Annotated in this window: 14 protein-coding genes; 6 read left to right on the forward strand and 8 right to left on the reverse strand. The window is 33.2% G+C overall.

Annotated features, from left to right (window positions below; all coding sequences use genetic code 11):
• Window positions 1-80 precede the first annotated feature (80 nt).
• From ABWU65_RS01860 to ABWU65_RS01880, 5 genes are all read left to right on the forward strand, one after another.
• Window positions 81-1004, forward strand: a complete 924-nt coding sequence (locus ABWU65_RS01860) for an Rpn family recombination-promoting nuclease/putative transposase (RefSeq protein ID WP_019236486.1) — start codon at window positions 81-83, stop codon at window positions 1002-1004.
• Between the two features lie 583 nt (window positions 1005-1587).
• The gene (locus ABWU65_RS01865) at window positions 1588-4863 is read left to right on the forward strand and encodes a hypothetical protein (RefSeq protein WP_353280134.1); all 3276 of its coding nucleotides are present in this window, start codon (window positions 1588-1590) and stop codon (window positions 4861-4863) included.
• Between the two features lie 1176 nt (window positions 4864-6039).
• On the forward strand, window positions 6040-7479 hold the full coding sequence (locus ABWU65_RS01870) for a hypothetical protein (protein WP_264720027.1): 1440 nt from the start codon (window positions 6040-6042) through the stop codon (window positions 7477-7479).
• 155 nt (window positions 7480-7634) lie between these two features.
• Window positions 7635-8087: a hypothetical protein gene (locus ABWU65_RS01875; RefSeq protein ID WP_353280136.1), complete on the forward strand. Its 453-nt coding sequence runs from the start codon at window positions 7635-7637 to the stop codon at window positions 8085-8087.
• 22 nt (window positions 8088-8109) lie between these two features.
• Complete coding sequence (locus ABWU65_RS01880; protein ID WP_353280137.1) at window positions 8110-9426, forward strand: hypothetical protein; 1317 nt, start codon at window positions 8110-8112, stop codon at window positions 9424-9426.
• A gap of 484 nt (window positions 9427-9910) precedes the next feature.
• On the opposite strand, the gene ABWU65_RS01885 is transcribed toward ABWU65_RS01880, so the two are convergent.
• The 5 genes from ABWU65_RS01885 to ABWU65_RS01905 all read right to left on the reverse strand — a co-directional run bounded on the left by ABWU65_RS01885 (window position 9911) and on the right by ABWU65_RS01905 (window position 14391).
• A complete protein-coding gene (locus tag ABWU65_RS01885; RefSeq protein ID WP_353280139.1) occupies window positions 9911-11404 on the reverse strand; it encodes a recombinase family protein in 1494 nt (497 codons plus the stop codon).
• Window positions 11398-11832, reverse strand: a complete 435-nt coding sequence (locus ABWU65_RS01890; protein ID WP_353280141.1) for a DUF2924 domain-containing protein — start codon at window positions 11830-11832, stop codon at window positions 11398-11400. Before ABWU65_RS01890 ends, ABWU65_RS01885 begins: the two co-directional genes overlap by 7 nt.
• A gap of 4 nt (window positions 11833-11836) precedes the next feature.
• Window positions 11837-12316, reverse strand: coding sequence for an ankyrin repeat domain-containing protein (locus tag ABWU65_RS01895; protein ID WP_353280143.1), 480 nt, complete (start codon window positions 12314-12316; stop codon window positions 11837-11839).
• A 38-nt stretch (window positions 12317-12354) separates the two neighbouring features.
• Window positions 12355-13056 carry an ankyrin repeat domain-containing protein gene (locus tag ABWU65_RS01900; RefSeq protein WP_353280145.1) on the reverse strand — a complete coding sequence of 234 codons (702 nt, stop codon included), beginning with the start codon at window positions 13054-13056 and terminating at the stop codon, window positions 12355-12357.
• A 168-nt stretch (window positions 13057-13224) separates the two neighbouring features.
• On the reverse strand, window positions 13225-14391 hold the full coding sequence (locus ABWU65_RS01905; RefSeq protein ID WP_353280146.1) for a phage tail protein: 1167 nt from the start codon (window positions 14389-14391) through the stop codon (window positions 13225-13227).
• A 157-nt stretch (window positions 14392-14548) separates the two neighbouring features.
• Here ABWU65_RS01905 and ABWU65_RS01910 point away from each other — a divergent pair, with 157 nt between their 5' ends.
• Window positions 14549-14707 (forward strand): HU family DNA-binding protein, encoded by a 159-nt coding sequence (locus tag ABWU65_RS01910; RefSeq protein ID WP_353280623.1) that lies wholly within the window; start codon window positions 14549-14551, stop codon window positions 14705-14707.
• On the opposite strand, the gene ABWU65_RS01915 is transcribed toward ABWU65_RS01910, so the two are convergent.
• From ABWU65_RS01915 to ABWU65_RS01925, 3 genes are read right to left on the reverse strand one after another with little or no spacing between them, the layout of a single operon-like run.
• Complete coding sequence (locus ABWU65_RS01915) at window positions 14688-15461, reverse strand: baseplate J/gp47 family protein (protein ID WP_353280148.1); 774 nt, start codon at window positions 15459-15461, stop codon at window positions 14688-14690. The two genes, ABWU65_RS01910 and ABWU65_RS01915, sit on opposite strands and share 20 nt — an antisense overlap.
• Before the next feature lie 2 nt (window positions 15462-15463).
• Complete coding sequence (locus tag ABWU65_RS01920; protein WP_353280149.1) at window positions 15464-15799, reverse strand: GPW/gp25 family protein; 336 nt, start codon at window positions 15797-15799, stop codon at window positions 15464-15466.
• Window positions 15800-15801: 2 nt separating this feature from the next.
• Complete coding sequence (locus tag ABWU65_RS01925; protein ID WP_353280150.1) at window positions 15802-16056, reverse strand: PAAR domain-containing protein; 255 nt, start codon at window positions 16054-16056, stop codon at window positions 15802-15804.
• Window positions 16057-16063: the final 7 nt, after the last annotated feature.

Here is a 16063-nt window from a genome sequence, read left to right on the forward strand (position 1 = left end):
AACACATTTAAAACAATAAAAAGATTGAACATTTCCTCACAATTGTGTATAATAATTAATGCTTTTTATCTTACTTTCTCATGGCTCTTTCGAAGTTTCTTGATGCACGCAATGATTATGCCTTTAAAAGAATATTTGGCACCGAGAAGAATAAAGATATTCTCATTCATTTCTTGAACGATATTTTAGGCTTTACTGGCTTAGCTGCTATTCACGATGTTGAATTCTTAGCTACCATTTTGGATCCTGAGATTGCCGCTAAAAAGCAGAGTATTGTCGATGTTCTTTGTAAAGACTCTCAAGGTTCAAGATACATTATAGAGATGCAGTTCACTAAAACTAAAGGTTTTGAGAAGCGTGCTCAATATTACGCTGCTAAAGCCTACTCAAGTCAAGCTGATCAAGGTGATGATTATCATAACCTTAAAGAAATTATCTTTATTGCTGTTGCTGATTGTATTATTTTTCCAGATAAGACTGAGTACAAATCTAATCATGTCATTTTAGATCAAAATAGCTTTGAACATGACTTAAAGGATTTTTACTTTGTATTCATAGAACTACCAAAATTTACAAAGACAAAAGAAGACCAACTAGAAAATATAGTAGAAAAATGGTGTTACTTTTTTCGCTATGCAGGAGAAACAAGGGAAGAGGATCTAGATAAAATAGTTGGTAGTGACGTAATAATAAAACGAGCTTATGAAGAGATGAATAAGTTTAATTGGTCAGAAGAAGAGTTACTAGCATATGAACAAATGAAAAAACGCATAATGGATGAGGTAGCTGCTTTAGCCCAAAAATTTGATGAGGGTCTTAAAGTAGGTCAAGAAAAAGGTAGACAAGAAGGTAGACAAGAAGGCATCCAAATCGGCCATCAAAAAGGTAAAATTGAAGGTAAAATTGAAGTTGCAAAAAACTCACTCAAGGCCGGTGTCTCTATTGATGTTATCGCTGAAATCACTGGCCTCTCTTTAGATGAGATCCGAAAATTAAAGGATTAATACGGAAATATTTAAAAAAGCATATATATCAAGTTAAGGGAAAGTAGCATAAAGAAAAAATGGGATGGAAAAACTACTTTAGATAGTAATTAATAAGGTTAGTGGTTATATAGATTACTCTAGGTAAAAATGCTCTAAAAAATAAATGTAACAAATAAAACACCTATTTTAAATTTTGCTATATTAGACAATCTTTCCTTAACTTAATGCAGTTGCTTGAATTGATACCTTTTGATTGAATAAGATAATACGATGCTTTAGTAAATAAAAGGTTGTATTAGAGCTGAATTTTACATCAAAAAATATTTTTCATGATACAAAAAAAATATTATTGATTTTCATGCAATTAGAGAACTTATCCACAGTTACACTTTTATAAAAGATATAAACCTAAATAAAATTTTTATCCTTGTTTGAGTCAAATAATTTTTGACAATAAAAGCATAGTTGATATCATGCCTTTATAAGTAAGTGGCTTACAGTATTAGAAGCAATTAATTAATCGTGGTGTTGACTGTATGATAGTGGTTTCGCTGTTGTATTGGTTGAAGTAAGTTTTGTATGTTTATTTGTGAGGGTGTTTATGCAAGAAAATGAGTCAAGTTTGCCTTCAGGCTTTCGTGCAGGAAAAGCAGCTGCTGGAGGAGATTGTTTCTTTGATTCATTCAGGCAAGGACTAGAAGAAACAAAGAGTATAGATGTAACTGTCAAAGCATTGCGTGGAGTGTGTAAAGATTTTGCATCAAAAGCATTAGGTAATCCATCAGATGAAAGTTACAATTGGTTTCGCAATGCTATTAAGGGAAAACTTGTAGAGCATAATAATCCTGATAAAGGAAATTTTGAAAATATAGATCAATATGTAAGAGAGATTTGTGAGAGTAAAGTATGGGGTGATTCTGACATTGAAGGTAGGATACTTTGTGGGCATTATGGTGTAAAATTGTATGTCGCAGAAATGCAGAAAGGTGCAGACAAATGTAATTATGTTTTAGTAGATAGTGAAGGAGTCCATGATCGTGGTTTGGATCCTTATGATTACGATGCTAGTGATACTATACGTTTAGTCAATCAAGGCACTGGTCACTTTGAGCCAGTATTGAGAAAACAAAACGACAGAGGAAGTAATAAGTCTCTTAATGATCTTGAAAAAAAGATTGAAGGTTACCTTGGCGAATCTTTCCATTTTGCTAATATTTTTGCAGGCAGCAGAGAAATTTATTTAGGTAACAATCAAAATGACATCGAAGAAAGAAATTTAAAGTTTGCTGTTCTAACTAATAGAAAAGATTCACGTGATCAACGAATTGTAAGATGCTACACTGTTTCTCATATGGTCAACAGTCGTGGCTCAAGATTCAGTGAAAGAGAGAGGGCGTTGGTAGAAAAAGAACTACCTAGTAACAGTACTGAAGAGGTTAAGCAATCATTTGCATTTAAAGAGTACAAAATGTTTATGGGGGAGAAGAAAGGAAATGAGAGAGAATTAGTCTGTAGGTCGTTTTCTAAAAAACAAGAATTTACTAGAAAGATGAAAAATCCATATGTATGTAATAGATTTGTAACATTAAGTGGAAGCTTAGGTTCACATGGTCTTTTTTCTCCTCCACATACCTCTACACCAATTGCCCGAAGAAATATACCTAGAGGACATGATAAGGCTTACGCGTATAAGTTTTTAGAAGATCTGCTTAAAATAGAGATGAGCCCTGATGTGCTAGTAGATATTATAGTTGATAGTAAAGATGATACTAAAATCGCTGTAGTAGGACGTCCAAAGGTATTGGGAAGTTCTACAAAGCAAATGCGTCATGTTATACCATATTCTTCGATAAAGAGTGCTATTGAAAGTGCGGTGAAAGTAAAAGAAAAAGGTGGCTACATATTACATGTGAAAAACATGGTAGAACAAGTTATGACTCCACTAATAATAAGCAGAGAAGGTTTGTGTTTGACAGAAGGACAGTATGATCAACTTCGACAAAATAATATTATTTCTTCTGATGAACATAATAAATTTAAACTCACGACTAAAACTAAAAAAGGACAACGCAATAGATATCACTTAATATACGATAAAGAGATTATCGAAACCATTAACAAAGAAAAAATTTTTACAGAAGAAGAAATAAAAAAAGCTCGCACTGGTTTTAATGCAAGACTTAGAAAATACATAAGTCATGGAATTGATTATCTAACTGATGGATTAGCTGCAGAAGATATAAACACTGTTACAATAATGTGTGAGGGAGTTGCCAGAATAATATTAACTATGTTTAATCAAGACATACATGCTGCTTTTCCTGAAGAAGGTAATACTCTATCAGAAGAAATTCGTTTATATGAGAGCCAAAACGATGCAAAAGAACCTAAAGCAAAGGTGTTTAGTGTATTGCTACATGACGAAATCACTCAAGAGATAGTCGGAGATTATAATCTTCGTATTAGAATTGTGAATAATGAAGGATATATAGTAAAGAGAACAGCATGTGTGTTGAGTGTTTTAAATTCTTTACTAAAAACTACTTCATATAATATCAATGAAAAAGAAAGTAAGAAATATTTGGATGATTATAATGAAAAGTGTAATTCTACTATTAGAACACATAGTCAAGATTTAGGTAATTATAATGGGAAGATTAATAAAAATAATCTAAATGATGTTCTTTATAATCATGTAGCAAAACATTTGTATGAAGTATTTGATTTTAAACCGTTGGAAAAAAGAGTATTAGCGCCAAGAAGAGAGGCAGGGGATGCTATCAAAGTATATCCTTCTGCTGGTGGTATAAGAGAAGCAGAATATTTAGTACAAGAAGGAGATGAATATAGAAGGTTAAAAATAAATGAAGCAAAAGGTTATAATGATAAAGCAATATTTCGTTCAGGAATGGCTAATAAATTAATAGGAAAAATACTATCTAGTAAAATTGTTTCTCATGTTATTATTCATCTAGTGCCATACAGGTACTTGAAGGATGGTTTTATGGAAAGTGCAGTGGAAGAAGGATTAGGAAATGGAATGCAAGAGGTACTAAATTCTTTTATAAATTTAGTACAGCAAGACTATATTAATGCGCCATTTCACGAAAGAATTGGAGAAGTACTAAATGATGATTGGGTAAATCGAACACTTGAAAAATATCAAGAACAAAATCAGTCTTTTTCTGAAGCAAGCAGTATCATTGTAGATGAAAGTCACACTAAAAAACTGCCAGGGGAAGGTGGTATCGATGGAAGTGATATTACAGCACTACCAAAAGAAGGAGTTGTCACTAATATTGAGCAACTCTTAAAAGGAGAAGGCGTTAAGGAACATATACATATAGGAGGTTATATGAAAAAACGTAAAAGTAATTTACAGATGGCATTTGAAGAAGCACACTCAGATTTCTTATGTGATGCAGTGAATAATAATAACCCTGACTTGATTACACAATGGGTGGAAAATAACCTAATGAAAGGTGACGACCAAATAAGAGGTGGTAAAACATCAAGAACTGCTTTTTATGAGGCAGAAAAATCATTAATGAGAGAGTATATTCTTGAAGGTAAATTTGATAATATTGTCACTCTTCTTGATGCAATTCATAATGAAAAGTTCAAAAGTAGGGATAGCTATAAAGAATTAAAAATAAAAGAATGTGAAGTACTGACAGGTGCAATAGTAATGGCAAGAGGGTCTTTGGAAAGAGATGACACTATGCACAAGAATCTGAATGATTTGTTAAAAGATAAACAAGAGAAATTAAAAAAAATGGAAGATATAGATCTTGAAAAAGATGGAGTATCTACTAAAATAACAGAAGCCCTTAATATAGTTCAGGTTAATTCTGCAGGTAGTTCTAAGGGTAAGTAGTAAAATTCAATGTTTTGTTAAGGCCTTATAAGTGTGTGGTAGGGAGTACTATACTAATTTCGTTTTCCTACCATATCACTAGTAATGGGTTTGTAAATTCTATATAGTTTTGCAGCGGTTTTATGTTGAGTGGTCATATAGTACCATAGTTGATGTTGCTCCAACAAATAACGATCCCTTGACTATAAAAAATCTCAAATTGCTTGCTCTATGACAGATGTATCTTCTTTAAGTCGGCTAGTTTAAGATGGCATGATTGTGTTCCATTCAAAATGTCTTTCTTAACTTTTGGGGTGTCAGATAATTTAAACGTAAGATGCGCTGTATATGTCCAATATTTACTGTAGAACGTAGTTACCTTAGCCAGAAAAAGTTATAGGGAAGTTTGGAATATTTCTATACAAGTGTTAATAAAAAGAATTGCATTCTATACATTTGCAAGTGGAGTAATGTTGATTTATTAATGTTTTTTACTAAGAACTTAAATAAAATAACCATTTCCAGCAACCAAAACCAAGGGCCGTGAGAAGTGTTTTCTTTGGAATGCATTGGTCTACCATGTGTACCATACGAACTTTTTAATATAATAATTTTACTATACGCTAAAACTACCCATATTAGCCCATTTCATCCATATCTACATACGAACTATTTTGCCTAAGCTTATAAAAATAATTTAAATCTTCTATTTTTATAACCTTATTTTTACGCGGCTTGTTCTCACAAATATACGACCCTTTTTGCAATCTTAGGAAGAGTCAATAATTCAATTCTTTATAACACTAGCTAGCATGGTATCTTCACTAAAATATTTTTTGAAAAAGTTAGTTGACTTATAAATAATTCTCTACTAATACTGGCATGTGTTTGTTTATTCTGCTGAAGTGGCTCCGCAGGTTACTGTATAAGCTTCAGCAGTTTCCGTACTCCTTTAAAGTATAATTCATCATGCTCTTATAGTAGTGATATCAAGTATAGGTCTTAACCATGTTGATTTATAGTAAAATTAGCTCGAATTTGGAGTCATAAGCAACTTTTAACCTCTCTATATACTCCATTGTTACTCACCATAAAAACTTAACAAAAATATGAGTAGTAAAAAGATTGTGTTGAAATTAGCTTGACCAATATTATATATTGTACATAATATATTCTATATTTAGGCTAGGAGGTAGTATGGTTACAGAGTCAGTAAAATATGTTGTAGAATCTATCAGTGAACAAAAGCTAGGAGAGGAATTAAATACTGAGCCATGGCATTCAAAAATTGAGTGTAATAGCAATGAGGGACCAACGCCTGAAGATGACATAACAGATTTAGATGATTATAGTTTGTTTGTTCAAGGAATAAGTAATCGTTCGGAATGTTATGACCTTGATCAGAGACATGAAACTAGGGAGGCTGTTGACACATGTGTAAAACATACATTGTCGTATCAGAGTGAAACTGATGATAGTGATTTATATTGGAAAAATTACCCTATTAGTCCAAGAGACTCTGCTTTAATTAAGTTAGATCTACTACTGACTGAAAGTGAGAGAAGTCTAATTGATGAATTTCGTAAAGAGTTAAAAGATGTAGTAACAAAAAATGATCAAGGTTATAGGGATAAGCATGAAAATTTTACAAACACTGCTTTAGAGCGTATAGAGTGCATAACAAATAAATATTTGCAAAAAGGGATAAGACTCAATTCAAAATATAACGATGATAAGTATACTATAACAAGTTTAATTTTTAAGGAAATAAGAAATATCCCTGATAGAATACGACAGCATAAGGGATTACCACCTTATGAGAGTTTATCAGACGATAGTGAGACTATAACAAGTTTAGTTTCTAAGGGAATAAGAGATATTCCTGCCTACGAGGGTGTATCAGATGATAAAAATATAGGTATTATACGCAATATCATGAGTAATTTACTATTAAAAGGTGGAAGAGTAAAATGCAGTTCCTTTTATGATGATAAGTTATTGTATGCAACTTATGGGTTCAGTTATGAGATTTTTGCAGAATGTGAAGAAATTGATAACAAGCTAAAAAGTGTAGCAGATGAAGGTATTATAAACAGTAGTGCCCAAGGCAAAGCTTTACACGTAGAAATGGATAATGGATATTTTTATGTAAAATATTCGCAAGATAGCACTGTTGAGGTTGCAAAAGTTATAAATAATCCAAAAGTGAAAGATTTAAGTTTTAGACATCATATATTTCATGTTGGAAAGAGTATAGTAAGAGTTGAAAATGTAGGAGGAAAAAGAAATTATACAGACGTTTTAGAAGGTGGCATTGAAATGTCTTTTACTACTGAAGTAGGAAAGATTAGTATTCATCTACGTTCTAGTGATAAAGACAACAATAAAATTGAAGTAAAGATAAGTGACGATGACAAGAAGAAACTTGATCAATTAAAAGATAAGGAAGAAATAGGAGAAAATTGCTTACTTGGTGGATATTCAGTACATGATGCGATTAAACGAGGATATTTTGAAAAACATGAAACACTACGTCAATCTTCTGAAAAAATTACCTTATCTAATGAAAAGAAAAAAAATAGTTGGTGTGAGATAGTAACAAATTCAAAACAGACAACAAGCCGTACTGTAGGGTAAATGCTACACTGCTTGATTGTCTAAAGATCTTATATTACTCACCATAAAAACTTCACAAAAGCTTAACGACGTGAGTAGTAAAAAGATTATGGTTATTGACTTAATGTTACATATCGCATACAATGTATCATATATCTTAGCTTAGAGGGATAAGTATGGGTGAGTCTACTGGGATAGTAAAATCTATTATCAATCTACTAAAACCAAAATCCAAACCAGAGCCATCTGATTTTGAATATGAATCAATTATAGAACATCTATCATCTAAAGAGCATTTATTAAATGAGCTGATGAATGATATGTGGTACTCAGGAGACTTACCATCAGTCAGAAACTATAATGAACCATTATCTTTGATAGATAGCAAACTTGGATTAAGTGAACAGATTTGTGTTTGGTTTGCTCTAGATCATGACCTTACGCCAAGTCAAAAAAATTTAAACAAGAAGTTACTTAGTGCTCTAAAATGTTTAGCTTCTAACTGTGGTTCATTTGATAATACTGAACCTCTTGAAGAATTTTTACATGATAATAGAAACAATACGGAAATTGGTATTAGAAAAATTATGCTTGCATTAGCTTTTATTTATGCTAATTATTGTACATAATGTATTTATAGATTGAGGGAATATGGTGTTAGGACATATTTTAGAGACTAAGCAAGTTTATGAAAAAAAGCCACTTGGTCAGTTAGCTGCTGAAGAACAGCATACAAAACATTTTGGCTGGCAAACTCTGGAGTCTAGTCCATCATTGTTAGATCAAGAACAAACTGATGACTGGCATGAGTTCGTTGTTGAAGACAACAATACTGTTGTTGAAAGTTCTTTTATTCCAGAGAACTCAATTTTAATGAATTTAGCAAATCTGTTAACTGAGAGCGAAAAAGTTTCGATTGATGAATTTCATGACAAGATGGAAAGTATAATGAAAGAGTTTCATGAAAATAGATACGAAAGTTCTGCAAAGGTCACTCTAGAAAAGATGGAACGTTTAATAGATGAACATTTGAAAAGAAAAATAAAGCTAAATTTACGCTGTGATCACTATGAACGTAGTGTGTCGAATTTTATATTTAAAAAAATAATTGACATTGCTAATGCTAGCAGTGTTATGCGTATAACTCCTACTACTATATCACGTTATAAGGACAATGGGGAAGAGGCAATAGATGAGTGGGAAGAGGCTTTAGAACCTTTATTCAATATTGTCAATAAGCTACTATTAGCAGGTGCAAAAATAGAGTCTGATTTTTACAATAATAGAATGATAGGTGAAACTATGTGGGGAAGTGATGAGCCTATTTTTACAGAGTGTAAAAAAATTAAGGACAAACTGAAAAGTATCGCATATGAAGGTTTAATAAATAAGAATGAACAAGTTCAAGATGATGATCTGAAAGTAGAAGTAGATAACAATCTTGTTCTTTTTAGGTGGCCAAAAAACAGTATTGTTGAAGTTGGAAAGGTTATGAATAGTAAGGTGAATGAAAACTTTAGTATAGAAAGTAGCATCCTACAGATTGGAGAGAGTATAGTAAGAGTTGAAAATATAGGAGGAAAAAGAAATTATACAGATGTCTTAGGAGATAGCATTGAAATGTCCTTTACCACTGAAGTAGGCGAGATTAGTATTCATCTGTATCCTAGTGATAGTAATATAATAAAAGTAAAGCTTGATGGAGAGAACCAGGAGAAGTTTAACAAATTAAAAGATAAATCAAGTCTAGGAGAAAGCTGCTTTTTAGGAGGAAAAAGTGTTCTACAAGCTGTTAACGATAAAGGTTTTGAAAGAAACGGTAGAATACTTATAGAGTCAGCTGAAACTATTAAACAATCAAATTTTGTAGTGAAAAAATCAGGTGTCCCATCTACTCTTATGAGGCCAATCGATAGTTTAGACCAGCTGCAAAAGATGGGAGCTTCGAAAGAAATAGTAGTGTGTTAATGAAGTCAACTAAAATTAGTAAACAAAAGAAAGGTCTTGGAGGGTAAAAAAATTGATGTATCTTCAAAGTAAGATTTTTTGAGGTATAAACTATACTCTCAAGGTGAGAAGAAATAGTAGGGGGATAAGTGTTAACTTAATAATTTAGAGATTCTTCTAAAGAAATTATTTTTCTCTCTTGATGTTTATTCTTTTATAGGTATAGCCTTTTGTGTTTGATTGAATTGACTTTTGTGATACCTACAGAATTTCCTTTATCAGACCCACCACATGATTCAGCGGGAGAAGGGCTATCAGGAACATTTATCTCTTACGCAATAACTTTGGAGTTCTGGAATCGTTTCATATGTATGTTTAAGATTATCACTGTTTTTATTACATAATTAAGTATCAGTTCCTGTAAAAATAGTTTACCTTAATTCTTTGTTTTAAAGTATTGGTTTTCTGGCACATAGTCTTTTCCATTGCCTATTGCTTTTGTAAATTAAGATTCTAAGCCGTAAAACTTCTCCAGTTGGTCACTCCATAACATTGGTACTTCTCTTAAATAAGCTAGCTTCAAATCTCTTGGCTGTCTCCCATTTACTATGTCTTCCTTTATTTTTGGAGCTAAATAATTTAATCTCAAAATTTGCTGTATACGTCTTGTACCTATATTAATTTTGGCACTCATCTCTTTAACACTTCTATACTTTCCCTCTTCTAGTTGCCGTTTCCACAGGTAGGCTCTTACCACTGCTTTCAGTAGCGCATTATTTGTTTTTCCTTCTGGTTCTACTACTGTGCATTTATTTCCTTTCTTTTTCAGCCATATCGGTATAAATTCTATCTTATTCTCTGAACTTGCTTCTATTCCATCTTCTTTCACCATTACTCCCTTTATTAACTTTTTCACTATTTCTTTCTGCTTTCCAAAATTTAAATTTTCCCATTTTTCTTCGGTCTTGTCTTGCCAATTTTCATATAGCTGCTCTGTTTTCCTCATTACTTCTTTTTCGACTTCTCCTGCTATTACATTTCGGTTTTCTGATTCACAACCTTTTCCCCTTAAATGATTGTTGCATACGTAATATCGATATCTCTTATCCTCCTTTTTTGCATATGTCAGTGTCATATTTACACCGCAGCTCTTGCACCTAATTATTCCCTTTAGCAGTGCTTCCTCATATTTTGCTTTTCTATATGGCTGATTCTTTATTAATTCTTGTGCTTTTTGCCATTTTTCTTCTTCTATTATTGCATCGTGCTTTCCTTCATACTCTTTTTCATAATGTTTGATTTTTCCCATATATATTGGATTTGTTATTATTCTCCTTACCGTTGCTTTTTTAAAGATATCTGATTTTGTCCGGTATCCTTGACTATTTAACTCCCTTGCCAACTCTGCCATTGACTTCAGCTCCAAATATCTTTCAAATATATGCCTTACTATTTTTGCTTCTTTTTCATTTATTATTAATTCCTTATCTTTTACATCATACCCAAATGGCAAAGTTCCACCCATCCATAAACCTTGCTCTTTTGATGTTGCTATTTTATTTTTTACTCTCTCTACAATCATCTCTCTTTCTAGTTGTGCTGCTCCTGATAACACTGTTTGTACAAACTTTCCCATTGGCGTATTATTGTCAAATATTTGCGTTACTGCTACAAAATTTACTCGGTGCCTTCTAAAAAATGATGTTACTTCAATGCTGTCTTTTGTTTCCCTTGATAACCTGTCTAGCGTATATACTACCACACAATCTACTTCTCCTGTTTTTACATCTTCAAATAATCCCTTTATCGCTGGTCTTTCTAAATTCTTTCCTGAGAAACCTCCATCATCGTACCTTTTTGCCAATGCTACCCAGCCTTCTCTGCTCTTTATGTATTTTTCACATGCTACTCGCTGAGCATCAAGACTGTTAAACTTTTGTTCTAGACCATCTTCATTTGACTTCCTAGTATATATCGCACATCTTACCTCTTTCAGCATTCTTTCTCCTTATCTCTCATTCCAAATAGAAGCGGCCCATTGTAACTCATTCCCATTATTTTTCCTGCCACTGCTGACAATGATGTATAAAACTCTTCTTTGTAGATTAAACCCTTGTCTGTTACCATTACCGCATGCGTTTCTTCCCCTCTCTCTAATATTAGCTCTGTTCCTGCTACTGGAAGTTTGTCACTACTTATTCTTTTTCCCTTCTCTAGTCGATCTGCCAGATACTCTAGTCTTTTTGCTCCTTTTCTTGACATTTCTCCATATGCTTTTTCCTGCATTCTATAAGCTAATCTCGGTATCAGATATTTCTTTGAGTGTTTAGGTGCCTCTTCCCCAAATACCTTCTTCCACGTTTTTCTCAGCTCACCCAAAGGTTTTCTCTCTAAATTCATTACTTTCTTTTCTGTTTCTCTTTCCATATTTTCAGCCTCTCATAGAAGGTTCTATTTGTTCAAATAACTTTTCAATTCTGTCCGTTTCTTTTTTCAATACTTCAGTTACTTCTTTACTATTTTTTGCATAATCTATTGCTGTCATCCCACATTCATCCTCTTGTTCTATTTCTCCTCCAGCTTTTACCAGCTCCTCCACTATTTCTTTTTCACCTACCATGCACGCAAGGTGTAGAGGTATGCATTTATTTCCATATTCCTCAGCATTTACGTCTGCTCCTGATTTTATCAATTCCCTCACGATTTCTAGACGTTTCTCCGTTACCGCTAGGTGCAGTGCTGTGTATCCTTCTACATCTGCTGCATTCACATTCACTCCTTTTTCAACTAATAACCTCACTGTTTTTGCGTCTACTGCATAATGTAAAACTGTCCTTCCATTCTCGTCTCTTGCATAAATATTTTTATATGAGTTCTCTAATAGTGACTCCTCTTTTCCTTTTTTACTCATGACCTACCTCACCTTTTCTTTGAATTTTAATCCCTTTTCTAAGCCCTCCTTTTCACCACCTCATCTATCATCTCATTTACTTGGCTCATTATTTTGCTTGCTAAATTTTCACATTCTTCCTTTATTAGTGATTTGTCTCTCTTTCTTATTTCTTCTATCTCTATTATTTTTAGCTCCGGCATATAGCTCCCATTCAGCATGTCTGCTATTTCTCCCACTATCCTCTCTATTCCATAGCACGTCAGTTCTCTACTTTTTGTTATTCCTCCTTTTTCTCTCAAAAATTTACTCGCCTTTTCACTCTCTTTGCTATCACATAGACGATACTTTTCACTTTCCCAGATGTAATACATTGGCGTTGCGCCGTACTTATTCAGTTGATTAACTTCAGCTCCAGCCTTTACCAGCTCTTTTATTATTTCAACTCCTGCTCCTCCCATCTTGCACGCAGAGTGGAGTGGCGTACATCCAGTGACATATTGAGTGGCATTTACTTCTGCTCCCGACCTTAGCAGCACTTTTACATTTTCTAAACTCTTTGCGAATACTGCACAGTGTAGAGGTGTATAACCATTTTTATCTCTTGCATTTACCTCTGCTCCTTTTTTTATTAATAATCTCACTGTTTTGTAATCAGATGCTTGATGCAAGATCGTCTCTCCTTCTTCATTTCTTTTATTAATGTCTTTAAATCCGTTACTTGATACTTCTTTAAAAAACTTACTCTTGCTAAAACTCATTTCATACCTCACAAAATTAGCTTTTCTAGCGCCAGACAAATTTCTTATATTTACCTGCTGCTATTCAAGTCATGTCCTTTTTAGCATGAGAAAGCAAGTCCTTTTCTTTTTATTTCATACATTTTAACCTATTATTAATATAATATATGAGGATCTAAATATAAGTACTTAACTTATTATAGATATAACTTGACTACTTTTCCAACTTCTGTTCAAATGTCGATGTTCGTGCCATTTCAGTACTCCTGGATAAAATACTAAAATGTGCTTTTCTAATTCGTGTATTGAGTCTTTTTGCTCTGAATCCAAATCATTTTTATAGTAAACGTTGTGTTCTGCTAAACCAAATCTTATAACTTTCTGGTTGGTAAAATCTTCTACCTTGTAGTGGTGAGTAACGCTAAACCTTTCTAAAATTGGCTTATACTTTAAGTTCCACAGTTCTTCAGATAATTTGCTATCCCCTAGTAAAAATTTATTTCCTTTTTCTTCTACGCTACTTACTGGAAAGCACCCATTTATTTCTCCCAAATTCCAACTGTCCGATAATATAACTTGCGCTTTCGCAAACTTTATTTCTGGTAATAAACTCTGTGGTAGTGGATATAGTGCTTTTAAGTTGTACCACTGATGACTTCTTTCATAGATGCCTTTGTAATCCTTTGTGTGAGGCTCTGTTTCTCCAAGTACTGCCACATCTAACCGATATACATCATTACTAAATGCTTGCTCATAATGAACACGAAAAGTACTAAACTTAAAACTTGGATTTAAGATTTTTAGCTCAAATGCGTTCTTTCTACCAAATGACAACACTGGTCCATCTTTTTCAACTTTTCTACCTGAATAGTCTGACAATAAGCTGCCGAATAAACTTTCATCTAAAATAAACCTATCAACGTTATAGTGATCATTGAAAATCCTCATTAGCCGCGATCTTGCTGGTAACGATAGTTTTGCAAGTTCTACTACTGCATCCACAAAAAAGTTATTTGGAACATCCCTTATCCCTATCTGCAGTTCAAAAAAATGTTTTCCAGGTGGCTCCTCAATGATTGTAATATCTTCTATATTTGCCCACTTTAGTGCTATTTTGAGTGATGCTGGGGTTCCTCTTAAACGCTGAAATTTTACTCCTTCTACTATAGCTCTTCTTTTATCTTTTACCCAGCGTAGAATTTCCCCCAATTCATATTCCTCAATCAACCACGGCAATGTTTCTTCTTTAAGATTAAACTTAAATCCTTTGATACAGCTTGGATCAACCTTATAATCTATTGCATCAACCAGTGCTTGCTCTTGCTTTGTTGCGTTTGGCGGTAATAAACTTTTCATTTGTCTTTTCTTTCACGTTGCTTTAACTTTCTTTTATTTAGATAACATATGAGTAAGCAAGAGATCATTGCAGAACTGATAAAAAACAAAGATATTCTCGGTATTAAAAATACTTTCTTTGATATTTGACTATATTGTTAATACCTTAAAAAATAAGTTGCAACAGCTAGGAGAAGGAGAATCTTTTCGTCTGCATAACATTGGTCATTTTTATCCAGTAAACCTTAAACCACTTATTGCACATAATCCTCTCACTGGTGAAACTTTTATGATTCCACAAAGCAAAAAAATACGTTTTAAATCCTATCTAACTTGATGTAGCCAAGCACTGCACACTCATTACCCAGTACCACAACATCCTCTCTTGGCTCTATTAATTCCACGTTTTCCACTCCTTCTACGAACAAATTTGCTATAATCCATGATCTTGTAATACTCCATCCGAGTCTTTTGCTTGCTTCAAACTTTTCGATAAATTTCTTCTTCACTGTTTCAATAATATCTGGTCTTTTAATGCTAACTTTACTGTGAATAACTATTTCTATAATATTGCAACTTACCACTTCTATTGTATCTGTTAAAATCCTCACATCCTCCCTGTTTAGCTGATTTCTGACAATTTCTAGTAATTCTTCTGGCAGTGTTGTGGATAATATGGAAATTCGTACACTTCCTGGTACCAGAGATTCTACTAATGCATCTTTAACTCTCGTATCTGCTGAGAGTGCATAATACCGATAATTTCCTCCTGTTCTCCAGCCAAATATCTTTGCTTTAATTCTTTTTCTAAATCGTTCATCCTCTTCTTCTTTCTGCCTCTCTACTCCATAAAATTCAGCCAAATTATCAAGATCTTCTCCTGTCGCAAATTTAAATAAATTACTTTTTATTGCTTCGTTTATTCTTTCTCTGAGCAGAAGTTCTCGCCATGCTGCTACCTCCAGAATCTTTATTGCTGGATCGGATTCTACTAACGCTGAAAAGGTTTCATCTCTACACACTAACTCCTCCTTCATTCTGGAAAAGATTTCCTCATAGCTTAGTTTTTCAATAATATTAGATGTCTGCATTTCTAAACAACTACTCCACTAATACCTATGAATTTGCCTTCTGAAAGATACATACCTTCAAGTACAAGAGTCATTTTTCCTTCTTTAGCTTCAGCAATCTTTACTTTTTCTAACTTAAATCTCTTCTCAAATTTCCCCAGTGCTTCTGCTGTTGCTGCATAGATTTCCAAAGTTAAATCTCTATTTATTGGCTTATCCACCAATTCAAATAATCTTGAGCCATAATCTCTCCTCATTATTCTACTGTTTACTGGAGTGGTCAGTATATCAATTATCGACTGCTTTAAGTGCTCTATTCCTTCTAACGTCTTTCCTGTTTTAGCATCCATACCCTTCATTTCTATTTTGCAAAGACGCTTTCACTGCCTTTTATTACTTTAAACCCACATGAAACTATATCTCCTACTCTTCCTATACCAAGACCATTTGAAAACACTGTTTTTGATCCTTCAGTTAATGCTCCTCCTTCACTAAAACTGTCTCCTTGTCTGCACATTGGCTTACCATTTACAAAAACATTGTTACTTCCACTAATGCAAAAATGCGGTGTTACTTCTACACAATAATCTCCTACTCGTACAACTGATTTATTCATTTTTCCA

The organism is Wolbachia endosymbiont (group B) of Silvanus unidentatus, from assembly GCF_964028615.1.
Lineage (GTDB): Bacteria > Pseudomonadota > Alphaproteobacteria > Rickettsiales > Anaplasmataceae > Wolbachia.

Excerpts from the sequence above, each read along its gene's own strand:
- ABWU65_RS01895 (WP_353280143.1), bottom strand. The coding sequence starts at position 12,316 with ATGAGTAAAAAAGGAAAAGAGGAGTCACTATTAGAGAACTCATATAAA.
- ABWU65_RS01900 (WP_353280145.1), bottom strand. The coding sequence starts at position 13,056 with ATGAGTTTTAGCAAGAGTAAGTTTTTTAAAGAAGTATCAAGTAACGGA.
- ABWU65_RS01860 (WP_019236486.1), top strand. The coding sequence starts at position 81 with ATGGCTCTTTCGAAGTTTCTTGATGCACGCAATGATTATGCCTTTAAA.
- ABWU65_RS01880 (WP_353280137.1), top strand. The coding sequence starts at position 8,110 with ATGGTGTTAGGACATATTTTAGAGACTAAGCAAGTTTATGAAAAAAAG.
- ABWU65_RS01890 (WP_353280141.1), bottom strand. The coding sequence starts at position 11,832 with ATGGAAAGAGAAACAGAAAAGAAAGTAATGAATTTAGAGAGAAAACCT.
- ABWU65_RS01870 (WP_264720027.1), top strand. The coding sequence starts at position 6,040 with ATGGTTACAGAGTCAGTAAAATATGTTGTAGAATCTATCAGTGAACAA.
- ABWU65_RS01915 (WP_353280148.1), bottom strand. The coding sequence starts at position 15,461 with ATGCAGACATCTAATATTATTGAAAAACTAAGCTATGAGGAAATCTTT.
- ABWU65_RS01925 (WP_353280150.1), bottom strand. The coding sequence starts at position 16,056 with ATGAATAAATCAGTTGTACGAGTAGGAGATTATTGTGTAGAAGTAACA.
- ABWU65_RS01885 (WP_353280139.1), bottom strand. The coding sequence starts at position 11,404 with ATGCTGAAAGAGGTAAGATGTGCGATATATACTAGGAAGTCAAATGAA.
- ABWU65_RS01875 (WP_353280136.1), top strand. The coding sequence starts at position 7,635 with ATGGGTGAGTCTACTGGGATAGTAAAATCTATTATCAATCTACTAAAA.
- ABWU65_RS01865 (WP_353280134.1), top strand. The coding sequence starts at position 1,588 with ATGCAAGAAAATGAGTCAAGTTTGCCTTCAGGCTTTCGTGCAGGAAAA.
- ABWU65_RS01905 (WP_353280146.1), bottom strand. The coding sequence starts at position 14,391 with ATGAAAAGTTTATTACCGCCAAACGCAACAAAGCAAGAGCAAGCACTG.
- ABWU65_RS01920 (WP_353280149.1), bottom strand. The coding sequence starts at position 15,799 with ATGAAGGGTATGGATGCTAAAACAGGAAAGACGTTAGAAGGAATAGAG.